This is a genomic window from Streptomyces sp. NRRL S-646, from assembly GCF_000720765.1.
Classification (GTDB): domain Bacteria; phylum Actinomycetota; class Actinomycetes; order Streptomycetales; family Streptomycetaceae; genus Streptomyces.
Map to the genome: position 1 here is coordinate 772506 of NZ_JODC01000007.1, position 15173 is coordinate 787678.

Below are 15173 nucleotides of genomic sequence, written 5' to 3' on the forward strand. Positions count from 1 at the left end.
ATGACAGCAGACCCGCTCTCGGCCGATCCGACAGCCGCGAACCGTCCCTACCGCGAAGTGACCGACGCCCGTGGCCGCGTCTACCGCATCGGCGAGACCGACCGGGACATCCTCGGCCACTCCCGCAAGTTCATGGTGTACCTCCCGTGGATCGCCATGATGGCCATCAGCGTCTTCGAATACGCGTACGGCTCCGCGGAGGACACGCTGTCCCACGCACACGGCTGGACGCAGTCCAACACCTTCTGGATCCTCAGCGTCTGGGTGTTCTTCCAGGCCGGCATCGCCTTCCCGGCGGGCTGGCTGCGAGAGAAGGGCATCCTGACGGCCCGCCGGGCCATGTACATCGGCTCGGGCATGTGCCTGGTCGGTTTCCTCGCCCTGTCGCACCTGAGCAACGTGTGGCTGGCGATCCTGGGCTTCGGAGTCATCGGCGGTCTCGGTGCCGGCCTGGTCTACGCGACCTGCATCAACATGGTCGGCAAGTGGTTCCCCGAGCGCCGCGGCGCCCGCACGGGCTTCGTCAACGGCGGCTTCGCCTACGGGTCGCTGCCGTTCATCTTCATCTTCAACTACGCCTTCGACACCGGGAACTACCACCGCGTTCTGGACCTGATCGGCTGTTACATCATGATCGTGGTCTTCGGGTGTGCGTTCTTCTTCAAGGACCCGCCGAAGAACTGGTGGCCCGCGGACATCGATCCGCTGACCTTCTCCGGGGCCCAGAAGAACGCGGAGAGCCTCGCCAAGAACCCGCCCGCGACGAAGCAATACACGCCCAAGGAAGCCATCAGGACGGGCATGCTGCCCCTGATGTGGATCTCCATCGTGATGACCGCCGGTGTGTCGATCTTCGGTATCTCCTTCCAGGTCGACTACGCCAAGGACGTCGGATTCGGCCCCCTGGTGGCGGCGTCCTCCATGGGTGTCATGGCGGTCATCAACGGCGTGGGCCGCGCGGTGGTGGGCTGGCTGTCCGACAAGTGGGGCCGCAAGATGACCCTGGTGTTCGTCATCGTCGTCCTGGGGCTGGCCCAGTTCGGTGTGATCCTTGCGGGCGAGATGAAGAGCGAGTGGCTCTTCCTGTTCTTCGCCTTCCTCTCCGGTTTCGGCGGCGGCGCGTTCTACCCGATGTTCGCGGCGCTCACCCCGGACTACTTCGGAGAGAACTACAACGCCACCAACTACGGCCTGGTGTACAGCGGAAAGCTGGTCAGCGGCCTGTTCGGCGGCGGCCTCGGCTCCATGGTGGTCGCGGCCTGGGGCTACAACGGGGCGTACGCGCTGGCCGGCGGCGTCTCGATGGTCGCGGCGGCGATCGCTCTGCTGCTGCAGCAGCCTGGACACAGCAGTTCGGATGCGCTGACTCCGCAGCCGCAGCCCGCAGGCTGACGGTTGACGGCACGCGCGCGTGAGGAGGCCCTCCCGGGATTGCAGGGAGGGCCTCCTCACATGTGCGCCCTTACGTCGCCGTCAGCACTTCTTGCGCAGTGAGTGCAGGTATGCGCTGGAGCGGCGCGCGAAGGTGAACGACTCGGTCGGCTGGTCGTGTTCGGTCTGCCAGTGGTGGGCGAGTCGCTCACCGCGCAGCCGGGTCACGGCGGCGATGAAGCGCTGGTAGTCGATGTCGCCGTCGCCGACGTCGACCATGCGGTAGCCGAACTGGTTGGAAGGGTCACTCACCCCGTCCTTGACGTGGAAGAGCGGGTAGCGATGGGGCTGCCTGAGGACGTAGTCGAGGGGTTCGAAAGGGGCGGGGCTGCCGTCGGGCCGCTTCGAGAAACGGAACTGGCCCGCGTACGCCCAGAAGATGTCCATCTCCAGGTACACGAGGCCCGGATCGGTCTCGGCGAGCAGCACGTCGTAGAGACGGACCTTGGGGTTGTCGGTGGCGAACGCGAACTCGTCGGAGTGGTTGTGCTGGTAGAACTTCATGCCGCGCGCCTTGGCCGCCGCGCCGTATGCGTTGAACTCCTCAGCGGCCCGCTTCCAGGCGTCCACGGTGTTTCCGTAGCGCCCCGGGCCCGATGCGGTGCCGATGTGCTTGAGGCCGAGGGCCTGGGCGTCGTCGAGGACCTTGGTGAGGTTCTGGGCGAAGGTGTAGGCGCTCGGGTCCGAGGAGTAGTAGCCGACATGGCTGCCGATCGGGTTCAGGCCGTGGTCCTTCGCCAGCCGCCTGAGCTGCGCGAGGGTGATGGGGCCCGCCGAACCCTGGGTGTAACCGGCGAACTCGACCTCGTCGTACCCGTACTTCTCCAGTTCGGCGAAGACGGGCGCGAAGCCCAGCGTGGAGACCTTGTCACGCAGGCTGTACAGCTGGATGCCGAGCCGCCCGGGCGGCAGGACCGGACGGCCACCGCCGGCGGCGGAGGTTTCGGCGGCGGTGGCGGGGGCGGTGGCGGCGCCCAGCAGTGCGGCGGCGGTGGCGCCCGCGGCCACGCCGAGCATGCCTCTTCTGGTGAGGCGGTGGGTGAGTTCGGGATCGGTCTGGGAGATGCGGCTCATGCCTGGAACTCCTCGGTGTCGGAGGGCGTTGTCAGTGGCGAGTGCTTCACTTGTGACCAGTCAGGAAAGACCGGCCAGTTGGAGCAGCAGTGACTTCACGTCGGTGGCCGCGAGGCGGTCGCCGACGGCGCGGGGGGTGGAGCAGATGAGGAGCGGACCGTCGTCGTCGCTCGCAGGAAGGCGGCCGTGGCTGCCGCGAATAGGTGAGGGATCCAGGGGCACGACCGCCATCCGGTAGCGCATGCCGATTTTCTTGCGTGCCAGGGCGGTGGCTGCCTTGACCTTGACGTAGGGGTCGAGCGGATCCATGAACAACTCGACCGGGTCGTAGCCGGGTTTGCGGTGGATCTCGACGAGCTGCGCAAAGTCGGGCGCGCGGGCGTCGTCGAGCCAGTAGTAGTACGTGAACCAGGCGTCCGGCTCCGCGACGGCGACCAGTTCGCCCGAGCGCGGATGGTCGAGGTGGTGGGTCTTCTTGCCCTCGTCGTCGAGGAGTTGGCCGATACCGGGCAGGTCGGCCAGGGCTGCCCGCGTGGCCTCGAGGTCCTCGGGGCGGCGCACATAGACGTGGGCGATCTGGTGGTCGGCAACCGCGAAGGCGCGGGAGGCCATCGGGTCGAGGTACTCCATGCCGTCCTGCGTGTGCACTTCGAGGAGGCCGGCGCGGCGCAGGACCCGGTTGATGTCGACGGGGCGGTCGGCGCGGGTGATGCCGTACTCGGACAGCGCGACGACGGTACGGCCCTCGGCGCGTGCGTCGTCCAGGAGCGGGGCCATGGCGGCGTCCAGGTCTGCGGCCGCTTTCAGGGAGCGTGGGTCGTCGGGGCCGAAGCGCTGCAGGTCGTAGTCGAGATGAGGGAGGTAGCAGAGCGTCAGGTCGGGGTGGCGGGTGCGCAGGATGTGGCGGGTGGCGTCGATGATCCACTGGCTGGAGACCAGGTCCGCGCCGGGGCCCCAGAAGTGGAAGAGGGGGAAGGCGCCGAGTTTGTCGGTGAGTTCGTCGTGCAGGGCCGGGGGCCGGGTGTAGCAGTCGGGTTCCTTGCGGCCGTCGGCGTAGTAGACCGGACGGGGGGTGACGGTGATGTCGGTGTCGGCGCCCATGGCGTACCACCAGCAGATATTGGCGACCGTGTAGCCGGGGTGCGCGCGGCGGGCGGCGTCCCAGAGTTTGTCTCCGGCGACGAGTCCGTTGTGCTGCCGCCACAGGAGTACGTCGCCGAGCTCGCGGAAGTACCAGCCGTTGCCGACGATGCCGTGCTCGGACGGGTGGGTGCCGGTGAGGAACGTGGACTGGGCGGCGCAGGTGACAGCGGGCAGGACGGTGCCGAGCGCGGCGCGGGAGCCGGACTGGGCGAGCGCTTTGAGGTGGGGCATGTGGTCGAGGAGGCGAGGGGTGAGGCCGACGACGTCGAGGACGAGGAGGGGAGTGGGGTCCGGACCGGCCCGGTGGGTGCTCATGGGAGTTCCTTCAGGCCGAGGTCGGTCAACAGGTCACGGGCGAGGGTGAGTTCGGCGGCAATGCCGTCGGCGAGCTGGGCGCGGCCGCGGGGCCGCAGGTCGGGAGGCAGGGCCTGCCAGGTGTAGGTCTCCACTTCGAGGTGGCGGGTGAGCGGGTGCCGGCCGCCCACGAGCCGGGTCAGGGCGGTCTTGAGCACGGGGAGCGTTGAGGTGAGGGGCGCGGCGGGGGCCGCGTGCAGCGGGACGTGGAAGTGGGCGCGCCAGGGCGCCGCGTCGGGCAGGGCGCCGGCTTCGAGGGCCTCACCGAGGTCGTCGGTGCCGCGCAGCCCGGAGGCGACGGGGGCCCCTCCCGCTCGAACGGAGTTGAGAGTGGGGGACGTGCGGGTCTGGTGCAGGAAACGGGGTTCGTCGAAGGCGGCGAGGGCTGCGCGGACCTCGGGGAGATGGGGGTGCTCGGCGTGCAGGGCGGCTGAGAGCTGGGACTTGACGATGGGGACGCGGGCCGTCGTGAGCGCGTCCAGGGCGGTGTGCGGGTCTTCGAAGGAGGTGGCGAGGTGGCAGGTGTCGACGCAGATGCCGATGCGGTGGTGGGCGATCGCGGTGAGCGGGGCGAGGGCGTCGCCGGTGGTTTCGACGACGCAGCCGGGTTCGGGCTCGAGGCCGACGCGGATGGAGCGGCCGGTCAGCTCGGCGAGGGCGTCGAGGCGTTCGCCGAGAGTGAGGAGGGCTGCTTGGGCCTTCTCCGCGCGGGCATCGTCATAGGCGGTGCGCCAGGCGAGCGGCAGCGTGGAGACGGTGCCCTCGGTGATGTCGTCGGGAAGGAGTCCGGCGAGGACGCGGGCCAGGGCGGTGGTGTGGTCGAGGCGTTCCGGGTCGGCCCAGTCCGGCCGGTACACGCGGTACTTGACCTCCTCGGCGCCGAAGCCCTCATAGGGGAAGCCGTTGAGAGTGACGACTTCGAGGCCGCGCCGGTCGAGCTCGGTGCGCAGGCCACGCAGCGCGGACGGATCGGTGACCAGGGCGTGCGCGGCGTCCTTGGCGAGCCACAGGCCGATGCCGAGACGGTCGCGGCCGAGGCGGCGGCGTACTGGTTCGCAGTGGTCGCGGAGCTGGGCGAGGACCCCGTCGAAGGTTTCGGCCGGGTGGACGTTGGTGCAGTAGGCGAGGTGGACGGTGGAGCCGTCGGGATGGCGGAAGCGCATGGCTCATGCACCGCCGCGCAGGATCGAGTTGCCTTCGTGGGTGGCTTCCGTGGGCGTGATGTCGAGGTTCAGGCGGCCACTGAGCCCGTAGAAGGCGACGGGGTTGCGCCACAGCACCCGGTCGACCTCGTCCTCGGTGAAGCCCTCGGCCAGCATCAGGTCGCCGACGCTGCGGGTCTTGAGGGGATCGCTGCGGCCCCAGTCGGCTGCGGAGTTCACGAGCACCTGCTCGGTGCCGTACGTGCGCAGGATCGCGACCATCCGCTCCTCGTCCATCTTGGTGTCGGGATAGACGGAGAAGCCGAGCCAGCTGCCGCTGTCCTTGGCCTCCTTGACGGTGGTCTCGTTGAGGTGGTCGACCAGGACGCGGTCCGGGGCCAGTGCGGACTCCCGCACGACGTCGAGAGTGCGGCGCAGGCCGGCGAGCTTGTCGCGGTGCGGGGTGTGAACGAGCGCGGGCAGTTCGTGGTCGGCGGCGAGCTGGAGCTGGGCGGCGAGGGCGGTGTCCTCGGCGGGGGTCATCGAGTCGTAGCCGACCTCACCGACGGCGACGACCTGGTCCTTGACGAGATAGCGGGGCAGTTCGTCGAGGACGGGCACGCAGCGCGGGTCGTTGGCCTCCTTGGGGTTGAGGGCGAGCGTGCAGTGGTGGGTGATGCCGTACTGGGCGGCGCGGAAGGGCTCCCAGCCCAGGAGGGAGTCGAAGTAGTCGAAGAACGAGGCAGGTGAGGTACGGGGCTGGCCGAGCCAGAAGGCGGGTTCGACGACGGCGCGGACGCCGGCGGCGTGCATGGCCTGGTAGTCGTCGGTGGTCCGTGACGTCATGTGGATGTGGGGGTCGAAGATGCGCATCAGGACTCCTTGCCGTCGCTGCCGCGGGCGCCTTGTGGCGAGGCCTGCGCGGGTGGGGTGGCCGTGGGGTCGGTCAGGGTCAGGACGCGATACAGGTCTTCGGGCACGGGACGGCCCGCGGCGGTGCGTTCGGCGGCGTAGTCGCCGAGCATGCGGGCGAGTTCCGAGTCGGCGTGGGCGCGCCGGTCCAGGTCGGTGACCTCGTCCACGGGAACGCCGGTGAACAGGCACTTCAGGACGGCATGGCGCCAGGGGTGGGGGGCGAGGTGCCGGGCTGCGTAGGGGCCGACGGCGGCGGCGAGGAGCCTGGTGTCGTTGGTGCGCAGGGCGTCCTCGACGAGCGGGAGGGCGTCGGGGCCCGGGACGAGGTGGGGCAGGGCGTACAGGACGGAGCGGCGTTCGGCGGCGGTGCCCTGGAAGTAGACGCGGGTGAGGGCGTCGGTGCCGGCGCGGGCGGTGTGCAGGATCAGCACGCGGGCGGCGTCGGCGTGTTCGGGACCGCATCGTCGCCCGGCTTCGGCAAGGCGCAACTCCCATACGGAGATGGGCCCATGGATGCCCGGCTGGGCGGCGGCCTCGTCGAGGGCCTGGTCCAGCCAGGTGCGGGCGGCTCCGCGGAGGTGAGCCATGAGGTGGCCGTGCAGATCGGCCGGCGAGGTGAGGGCGAGGGTGGTGCCCTTGAGGTCCGCCGCTGGGGTGCCCCAGGCGGTGTGCGGGTGCGTCATGCGGTGGTGCTCCCTTCGGGGGTGGCGGAGGGATCGCCGTGAGGTGGGGCGGGGTCGGACAGGGCGACGGCCGTTTCGGCCGCGCGGTGGAGGAACGGAAGGGAGTGCTCGGCGAAATGGGGGCCGGCGTGGGAGTGGCGGGGCAGTTCGACGACGGTCAGACCCTGGTAGCCGGTGGCGGCCAGGGCCGCGAGGACGGGTGGGAAGTCGATCTCCCCGTCTCCGAGTGGGAGGTGTTCGTGGACGCCGCGGCGCATGTCCTCGATCTGGACGTGCCGCAGCCAGGGGGCGGCGGCGCGTACGCAGTCGGCGGGAGAGAGGGGTTCGAGGCACTGGCAGTGACCGATGTCGAGGGTCAGACCGAGGTTCTCCGGGTCACCGAGGATGCGGCGGAGGCGGTGGAAGTCGGCGAGGGTGGCCAGGAGGTGGCCCGGTTCGGGCTCGACGGCGAGGGGCACGTCGGCGGTGGCGGCGGCGTCGAGGACGGGGGTGAGCGCCTCGGCCAGGCGTTTCCACGCCGTGCCGGTGTCCGTTCCCACCGGTGTGAGCCCGCTGAAGCAGTGCACGGCGTGGGCGCCGAGCTCGGCGGCGACCTGGACCGCGCGGATCAGCAGGCCGACGCGTCGGGCCCGCTCGTCCGGATCCGGGTCCAGCAGCGAAGGCCCGTGCTTGCGCCGCGGGTCGAGCACATAGCGGGCACCCGTCTCCACGGTGACGTCAAGGCCGAGCGCCTCCAGCCGTCCGGCGAGCCGGTGGGTGCGGGCGGCGAGGTCGGGCGCCAGCGGGTCGAGGTGCATGTGGTCGAGAGTCAGGCCGACGCCGTCGTAGCCGAGGTCGGAAAGCAGGGTGAGGGCGTCGTCGAGACGGAGGTCGGCGAGCCCGTTGGTGCCGTAGCCGAAGCGGAGGGAGGGGGCGGGGTGGGGGCGTCGGGGCGGGTCATGGGGCTCGCTGTTTCCCCGAGGCCGGGTTCCGGGGCTCATGTGAGGCTCACCTGCCTCCCGAACCTCCTGCCGAGCGGGGCGAGAGCAGCGACGAGCAGGGCGGTGGCGCCGGCGCCGGAGCGTGCGGTGAGCGCGGCCTGGAGGGGGATCGTGGCGCGGATGCCGCCGGTGACGGCTCGTTGGGTGAGCGGGGGTGACGGGTTGAGAGTGGCGTGGAAGTAGGGGCGCACGGCGGTGGCTGCGTAGGCGGCGGCGAGGGCCACGCCGAGAGCTGCGGCAGGCGGTTGCGGTGCAGGGTCGTACGTCGGCCGGCTCCGTGGGCCGGCACCGGATGCGTGGCCGCTTGCGTGGCGTGTGGCTGGGGCGCCGGGCAGGCCCGGGGCGGCTTCGCGTGCCCCGACGGCGGCGGCCGGCATCCGGGCGGCCCGCACCGTCGACCGACGCCAAGTGGCCACGGCAGGTCGGCGACCGACCAGCCGGGTCAGCAGGCCCGTGGCCGCGAGGGCGGCCAAGGGGGTCAGGGGTGTGCCGCCTCTCGTCTCCTGGCGGGACACGGCTGTCACGGCGAGGGTGTGTGTGCCGAGCAGCGCCGCGGGACCCAGCGCCTCACGGGTGCGGCCCGTGGTGGTGGCGGCGCCGAGGAGCAGGTCCAGTCCGCGGGCGGTGGCCATGGCGACCGGTCCCGCCGGGGTGTGCTTCAAGGCGAGGTCGTATGCCCAGATCGTGGCCGCGAGGGGTGCGGCGACCGCGAGGGCGGGTCGGCCTGCTCGGGCGGCGAGGGCGAGTCCGGCCCCCGTGAGGGCGCAGGCGGCGGACAGGGCGGCGGCCGGGTGGATGCGGCCTGAGGGGAGGGGGCGGTGCGGGCGTTCGGCGGCGTCCTCCTCACGGTCGGCCCAGTCGTTGAGGGCCATGCCGGCTTCGTAGAGACAGAGGGAGGAACCGATGGCGAGCAGGGTGCGGGGGTTCGGGGCGGCGGCGGTCGCTGCCGCCCCGGCGAGGGCATCGCCCGGAACTGTGAACAGCGCCGGGAGACGCAGCAGTTCAGCCCAGGCAAGCCTGCGGTCCGGGTGGTCGGCGCTTCTCCGCTGCGGGCTCGGTGCGCTGCCCGCCGTGGTTGCCCCGCCGGCGTCGGAGACCCGCCGCGTCATCGCGGCGCCGCCGCTCACCGCAGCTCCTCCGGTCGGCCGGAAGGATCGTCAGGACCGGAACGCCCCGAGGGACCGCTCCGCGCACCCGCGCCCCGGCCACCCCGGCCCCCTGCGGCTTGGTCCTCCCGCTCGCCCGCCAACCGCCCCGCAAACCCCGTCAGTGCCGCATACTGCTCCGCCAACGACGAAGGCCCGTCCCCCACCGGGTCCTTGAAGTAGAAGCCGAGCTCGCCGAGGGGGCCGGACAGCCCCGCCTCCTCAGCCCGGGCGACCAGGCGGGCCAGGTCGAGTATCAGAGGGGCCGCCAGGGCGGAGTCGCAGCCCTGCCAGATGGTCTGGAGGATCATGCGGGTGCCGAGGAAGCCGTCGAAGGCGATGTGGTCCCAGGCGGTCTTCCAGTCGCCGAGTACGGGGACGTCGTCGATGTGGACCTCGCCCTCGGGGGTCGTGCCGAGGGTGTCGGCCAGGACGCGCTCCTTGCCTGCGTTCTTCGCCGCGGCGGCGGCAGGGTCGGCCAGGGCGGCGCCGTCGCCTCCGCCGAGCAGGTTGGTGCCGGACCAGGCGCGGACCGCCAGGGCGCGCTGCGTGAACATCGGGCCGAGGACGGAGCGCAGCAGGGTCTGCCCCGTTTTGCCGTCGCGGCCCGCGTACGGCAGTCCGCTCGAGGCCGCCGCGGTTGCCAGCGCCGGGTGGTGGAGGCCGGTCGAGGGGGTGAAGTTGACGTACGGGCAGCCCGCGCGCAGGGCCGCCGCCGCGTAGAGGGAGCTGGGCGGGAGGGCGCGGCCCGTGGCCGGGGGCTCGGTGGAGGCGACGTTCACCACCACGGCCCGCGCCAGACCGCACCGCCGTAGGAAATCGGTCATGTCCTCGGCGAAGGCGGCGATCAGTTCGTCCTCGGTGCGGGTGTCGCCCGGGACCGGGCCGCCGCGTCTGATCTCCCGGTCGGCGGCGGCCAGTTCGGCCGCGACCGCCGCGGGGAGGCCGGGTGGGAGGACGCCTCCGGCGGCGAGTGCCTCCGCGCGCTTGGGCAGCGGGCAGTCGAGTGTGTCGTGGCCGCCGAAGACGAGGGAGGACAGGGGCGGCAGCCCGGTGCCCGCGAACGCGGCAGTCCCGGTGACCATCCCGGACGGCGGGTGCAGGCCCGCGGTCAGGGCGGCGCAGCCCGCGACAACCGTCGTGGCGACGGATCCGCGCGCCCCGATCAGCCATACACCGACGCCCTGGGGGGAGACGGAAACGGATTCGGACGCGGACATGGGCAGCCTCCTTGTCGAACGCGTCATGAGTGAGCCCCGGGAAGAGAGGGATAAGACGGCGGGCGGAGGTCCGGCGTCCCCCGCCCGCCGCCGCTCAGTTGCCCTTGACGGGCAGTTCCTTGATCCGGATGTCGCGGAAGGACACCTGGTCGTCGGCTCCGTGGTTCTGGATGCCGAGGTGTCCGTCGACGAGGCTCCGGGCCGGATCGGTGTTGGTGAAATCGTTGATCTTCACGCCGTTGAGCCAGACGCGGAGGCGTTCGCCCTCCACGCGGATCTCGTACGTGTTCCACTCCCCCGGCGGGTTCAGCGCACGGTCGCGCTTCTTCAGGTCGGCGGACCGGAAGCCGTAGACGGACCCTGTTGTCTTCTCGGGTACGTCGGTGGCGTCGATCTGGATCTCGTAGCCGTTGTTCACGGCCGACCACGGGTCGTCCGAGGGCGGGAAGCCCACGAACACACCGGAGTTGTCGTCACCGTCCGCGCCGGCCATCTTCCAGTCGAGCTTCAGTGAGTACGAGGAGAAGCCCGAGGTGGCGTACCAGAGCAGTCCCATGCCGCCCGCCGACGTCAGCGTGCCGTCGTCGGCCAGGGTGAAGGAGCCCGGGCCTGCCTGTTTCCAGCCGTCCAGCGAGGCGGCCGTACCGTCGAAGAGCGGCCGGTAGCCGTTCTCGGCGCGGCAGTCGGCCTGGGCGTCACCGATCGCCCAGCGCAGCCCGCCCAACAGGTGCTGTCGGAAGGCGGGTTCGGTGTACGACTCCTTGGTGTGGCCGCCGCCCGTGTAGAAAGCGCGGCCGCCCTGGTAGTTCTGGCACCAGGCGATCGGATGGTCGCCGTTCATGGTGCCGCCGGTGTACGAGGACTCGTCGAGCGAGGCCAGGACATGGACCCGGTCGCGGGGATTGGAGCGGTAGTTGTACCACTCGTCCGTGCGGTCCCAGGTCCGTTCCAGTCCCGAGGTGGCGGGGTGGGCGCGGTCCTCGACGTTCACCGACGCGGGCTGGATCGCCGGGTGCCCCTGGAAGTAGGCGCCGACCAGGCCGCCGTAGAACGCCCAGTCGTACTCGGTGTCGGCGGCGGCGTGCACGCCGACGTAGCCGCCGCCGTGCCGGATGTAGTCCTCGAAGGCGCTCTGCTGGGCGTCGCCGAGGACGTCTCCGGTCGTCGACAGGAACACGACCGCGTCGTAGCGCCGCAGGTTCTGCGCGGTGAACGCGCCCGCGTCCTCGGTCGCGTCCACCGTGAAGCCGGCGTCGGCGCCGAGTTGTTTCACCTCCTCCACGCCGGTGGGGATCGAGTCGTGCCGGAAGCCGGCCGTCTTGGAGAAGACCAGCACCCGCTTCCCGGCCTGCCCGGGGTTCGAGGCGGCTGGGCCCGAGACGCAGCCGAGGAGCAGCGCGGCACCCAGAACAGCGGTTGTCAGTCGGCCTGTTGACCGCATTGCGTCCCCTCCTTTCAGCCGGTCGTGAAGGTGAAGTCGTCCACGTCGAACAGAGCACCCGATCCGCCCTTGAAGACCAGGTAGAGCTTGGTCGTGCCCCTGGGTGCGCGGGACAGGTCGGCGCTGACGTCCTGGAAAGTCTCCCAACCGCCCGTCACCGGGACGGTCGCCTTGCCGAGCAGCGTGCCGGTCGAGGAGCCGGCGCGGACCTCCAGCGTCCCGCCGGCGCCTCCTGACGCGATCCGCGCCGTGATCTTCTTGGCGTTGCTCAGCACATACGGCGTGAACGAGATCCAGTCGCCGTTGTCGATGTCGCCGACCGTCTTGCCGCCGTGCGCGGTGGCCTTGGTGATCACGGAGACGCCGGCGGCGTTGCCGAAGTGCTCGGCCTGACGGTGCCTGGGCTGCAGGACGCTCTGGTCGTGCGAGGTGAGCGGGGCCTGGCCGCCGCCTCCGCCGTCGGTGTACTCGGCGTCGAGGACCCCGAAGATGTTGGCGTCCTCGTCGTGACCGCCGTCCGCGCTGGTCTGGATGGTGCCCGTGCAGCCGCTTGCCGAGGTCTGCGGGTGGCCGTGGGTGTCGTGGCCGAGGATGAAGTTGACCTTGACCTTGGAGCAGTCGACGGCGGCCCCGTCCTCCGGATCGGTGACCTTCACCTTGAACGGGATCGCGTCACCGAAGCTGAACAGCTGTCCGTCCTGGGGGAGTTCGAGCGTCACCTTGGGCGCGGTGTTGCCGACGACGATCTGCACACTTGCACTGCCCGTGCGTCCGGCGGGGTCCTTGGCGGTCAGGGTCGCGGTGTAGGTGCCGTTCTTCTTGTACTTGTACGTCGGGTTCGACGCCGTCGTCTTGCCGCCGTCGCCGAAGTCCCAGCTGTACGTGAGGGCGTCACCGTCCTGGTCGGAGGTGCCCGCGGAGGAGAACTGCACCTTCAGCGGTGCCTGCCCGGAGGTCCTGCTCGCAGCCGCCTGCGGAACCGGTGAGTGGCCGTCGGTGGCGTTCTCGATGCGGTACAGGGCCGAGTGGTCGTCGCCGCCGAACCAGGCGGTGCCGTAGTCGAGGACGTACAGGGCGCCGTCGGGGCCGAAGGCCATGTCCATCACCTGCGTGCCGGTCCACGGGAAGGCGTTGATCGACTGCACGGTTCCGCTGCCGTCGCTGACGATCCGTTTGATCCAGCGGCGGCCGAACTCCCCGGCGAAGAAGTTCCCGTCGTAGGCCTCGGGGAACTTCACCGGCGAGTCGAGCGAGGCGTCGTAGTGGTAGACCGGGCCGCCCATCGGGGACTCGGAGCCGTCGCCGAACTCCGGTACGGACGGGCCGTTGTACGGGATCCAGGCGGGCTGGGCCGGGGGGAGGTCCGTGAGTCCGGTGTTGTGCGGAGAGTTGTTCTTCGGGGCATTGCAGTCGAAGGAGGCGCCGGAGGTCTTGGTCGCGAAGTCGTAGTCGACGTAGGCGTCGTCGGCTCCGGTGCAGTACGGCCAGCCGAAGTTGCCGGGGCCGGTCACCCGCGCGAACTCGACCTGGCCGGCGGGGCCGCGGGCCGGGTCGGCGGCGCCCGCGTCGGGGCCGTAGTCGCCGACGTAGAGTATGCCGGTCTTCTTGTCGACGCTGAAGCGGAACGGGTTGCGGAAGCCCATCGCGTAGATCTCGGGGCGTGTCTTGTCCGTGCCGGGCGCGAAGAGGTTGCCGTCGGGGACGGAGTACGAGCCGTCGGCGCTCACCTTGATGCGCAGGATCTTGCCGCGCAGGTCGTTGGTGTTGCCCGCCGAGCGCTGGGCGTCGAAGGCCGGGTTGCGGTCGGCGCGCTCGTCGATCGGGGTGTAGCCGTCCGACTGGAAGGGGTTGGTGTCGTCACCCGTCGACAGGTAGAGGTTGCCGGCCGCGTCGAAGTCGATGTCGCCGCCGACGTGGCAGCACAGGCCGCGGGAGGCCGGAATGTCGATGACCTTCTTCTCGCTGGCGGTGTCGAGGGTGCCGTCGGCCTTCAGGACGAAGCGGGAGAGGCGGTTGACGCCGTCGAAGGGTGCGAAGTCGGCCGCGGTTCCGGTCTCCGGGGCATCACCCGCCGGGGTGTTCAGAGGTGGCGCGTAGTAGAGGTAGATGGCCCTGTTGGTCGCGAAGTCCGGGTCCACGCCGACGCCTTGGAGGCCTTCCTCGTCGTGGGAGTAGACGTCGAGCTTTCCGATGAGCCGTGTGTTTCCGGCCGCGTCCGTGAGCCGGAGTTCGCCGTCGCGCGAGGTGTGCAGGACCGAGCGGTCCGGGAGGACGGCGAGGGACATGGGTTCGCCGACCTCTGCCTCCCCCTTGGCGAGGGTGACCTGCTGGAAGTCCTCCGCGGCGGCTGCCGCGGGGGCTGCCGCGGGGGCTGCTCCCGGGTCGGCGACGGCTGCGCCGGCCTGGGGAGCGGTGAGGGTCAGCGACGCGCCCGCCAGCAACACGCCACTGAACAGGGCGGCTGCCTTGCGGAAGGACGGGCGTCGTCTGTGGGTCTCGATTCTGTCGGTGCTGGTGGTGCGGTCGTTCCCGTGCACGAATGCCTCCAGTGAGGGGCCGGTTGTACGGGCGGGTGCGGTACGCCGGGATGCGCCGTCATCCCGGAACTCACGGAAGAAAGAACGGAGTTGGTCTAGTCGTTGCCACCGAACGCCGCGTCGAAGGACGCCGACGGCGGCTCGAAGTCGTAGGCCTTCAGGCGGGTCAGGGCCTCGGGGGCGCCCTGGAGCCGGTCCATGCCGGCGTCCTCCCACTCCACCGAGATGGGACCCTGGTAGTCGATGGAGCGCAGCATCCGGAAGACGTCCTCCCAGGGGACGTCACCGTGCCCGGCCGACACGAAGTCCCAGCCGCGGCGCGGGTCGCCCCAGGGCAGATGGGAGCCGAGCCGGCCGTTGCGGCCGTCGAGGCGTTTGCGGGCCTCCTTGCAGTCGACGTGGTAGATCCGGTCGCGGAAGTCCCACAGGAAGCCGACCGGGTCGAGGTCCTGCCACACGAAGTGCGAAGGGTCGAAGTTCAGACCGAAGGCCGGGCGTCCGCCAACTGCCTCCAGGGCACGCCAGGTGGTCCAGTAGTCGTAGGCGATCTCACTGGGGTGGACCTCGTGCGCGAACCGGACTCCCTCCTCGTCGAAGACGTCGAGGATCGGGTTCCATCGTTCGGCGAAGTCCTCGTAGCCGCGCTCGATCATCGACTCCGGGGCGGGCGGGAACATGGCGACCAGGTGCCAGATGGCCGACCCGGTGAAGCCTATGACGGTGTTCACTCCGAAGGCGGCCGCTGCCCGCGCGGTGTCCTTCATACGGTCCGCCGCGCGCCGCCGCACCCCCTCCGGCTCGCCGTCGCCCCACACCTCGCCGGGCAGGATCGCCCGATGACGCTCGTCGATGATGGCGTCGCAGACCGCCTGGCCGACCAGGTGGTTGGAGACGGCCCAGCACTTGAGGCCGTACTTGTCGAGCAGTTGCTTCCTGGACTCGATGTATGTCGAGTCGGCGAGCGCCTTGTCGACCTCGAAGTGATCGCCCCAGCAGGCGAGTTCGAGCCCGTCGTAACCGAAGTCGCGGGCCAGGCGGCAGACCTCCTCGAGCGGGAGGTCGGCCCACTGGCCGGTGAAGAGCGTGAACTGACGCGGCATGTCTGCGA

Annotated in this window: 12 protein-coding genes; 1 reads left to right on the forward strand and 11 read right to left on the reverse strand. The window is 70.7% G+C overall.

All coding sequences use genetic code 11. The annotated features are described in order from the left end of the window. Nucleotides 1-1392, forward strand: a complete 1392-nt coding sequence (locus IH68_RS0118955; RefSeq protein WP_030936623.1) for an OFA family MFS transporter — start codon at nucleotides 1-3, stop codon at nucleotides 1390-1392. A gap of 81 nt (nucleotides 1393-1473) precedes the next feature. Here IH68_RS0118955 and IH68_RS0118960 read toward each other — a convergent pair whose 3' ends face one another. The 11 genes from IH68_RS0118960 to IH68_RS0119010 form a co-directional block, all read right to left on the reverse strand. Next, a complete protein-coding gene (locus IH68_RS0118960; RefSeq protein WP_030936624.1) occupies nucleotides 1474-2505 on the reverse strand; it encodes a sugar phosphate isomerase/epimerase family protein in 1032 nt (343 codons plus the stop codon). 60 nt (nucleotides 2506-2565) lie between these two features. Further along, entirely contained in the window at nucleotides 2566-3963 is a 1398-nt protein-coding gene (locus IH68_RS0118965; protein ID WP_030936626.1) for a nucleotide pyrophosphatase/phosphodiesterase family protein, read from the reverse strand. After that, a complete protein-coding gene (eboE, locus tag IH68_RS0118970; RefSeq protein WP_030936628.1) occupies nucleotides 3960-5165 on the reverse strand; it encodes a metabolite traffic protein EboE in 1206 nt (401 codons plus the stop codon). The genes IH68_RS0118965 and eboE overlap by 4 nt, the downstream gene beginning before the upstream one ends. Before the next feature lie 3 nt (nucleotides 5166-5168). Continuing rightward, nucleotides 5169-6017 (reverse strand): TatD family hydrolase, encoded by an 849-nt coding sequence (locus tag IH68_RS0118975; RefSeq protein ID WP_030936630.1) that lies wholly within the window; start codon nucleotides 6015-6017, stop codon nucleotides 5169-5171. Next, complete coding sequence (locus IH68_RS0118980) at nucleotides 6017-6742, reverse strand: EboA domain-containing protein (RefSeq protein ID WP_030936632.1); 726 nt, start codon at nucleotides 6740-6742, stop codon at nucleotides 6017-6019. Before IH68_RS0118980 ends, IH68_RS0118975 begins: the two co-directional genes overlap by 1 nt. Further along, nucleotides 6739-7722, reverse strand: coding sequence for a sugar phosphate isomerase/epimerase family protein (locus IH68_RS0118985; protein ID WP_037884912.1), 984 nt, complete (start codon nucleotides 7720-7722; stop codon nucleotides 6739-6741). The genes IH68_RS0118980 and IH68_RS0118985 overlap by 4 nt, the downstream gene beginning before the upstream one ends. Then, a complete protein-coding gene (locus IH68_RS0118990; RefSeq protein WP_030936636.1) occupies nucleotides 7719-8831 on the reverse strand; it encodes an SCO3242 family prenyltransferase in 1113 nt (370 codons plus the stop codon). Before IH68_RS0118990 ends, IH68_RS0118985 begins: the two co-directional genes overlap by 4 nt. A gap of 14 nt (nucleotides 8832-8845) precedes the next feature. Further along, the gene (locus IH68_RS0118995) at nucleotides 8846-10087 is read right to left on the reverse strand and encodes an inositol-3-phosphate synthase (RefSeq protein ID WP_030936638.1); all 1242 of its coding nucleotides are present in this window, start codon (nucleotides 10085-10087) and stop codon (nucleotides 8846-8848) included. Between the two features lie 94 nt (nucleotides 10088-10181). Beyond that, nucleotides 10182-11528, reverse strand: coding sequence for a ThuA domain-containing protein (locus IH68_RS0119000; protein WP_030936640.1), 1347 nt, complete (start codon nucleotides 11526-11528; stop codon nucleotides 10182-10184). A 14-nt stretch (nucleotides 11529-11542) separates the two neighbouring features. After that, a complete protein-coding gene (locus tag IH68_RS0119005) occupies nucleotides 11543-14065 on the reverse strand; it encodes a PQQ-dependent sugar dehydrogenase (protein ID WP_030936642.1) in 2523 nt (840 codons plus the stop codon). Nucleotides 14066-14160: 95 nt separating this feature from the next. Next, nucleotides 14161-15165 carry a sugar phosphate isomerase/epimerase family protein gene (locus IH68_RS0119010; RefSeq protein ID WP_030936644.1) on the reverse strand — a complete coding sequence of 335 codons (1005 nt, stop codon included), beginning with the start codon at nucleotides 15163-15165 and terminating at the stop codon, nucleotides 14161-14163. Between the last annotated feature and the right edge of the window lie 8 nt (nucleotides 15166-15173).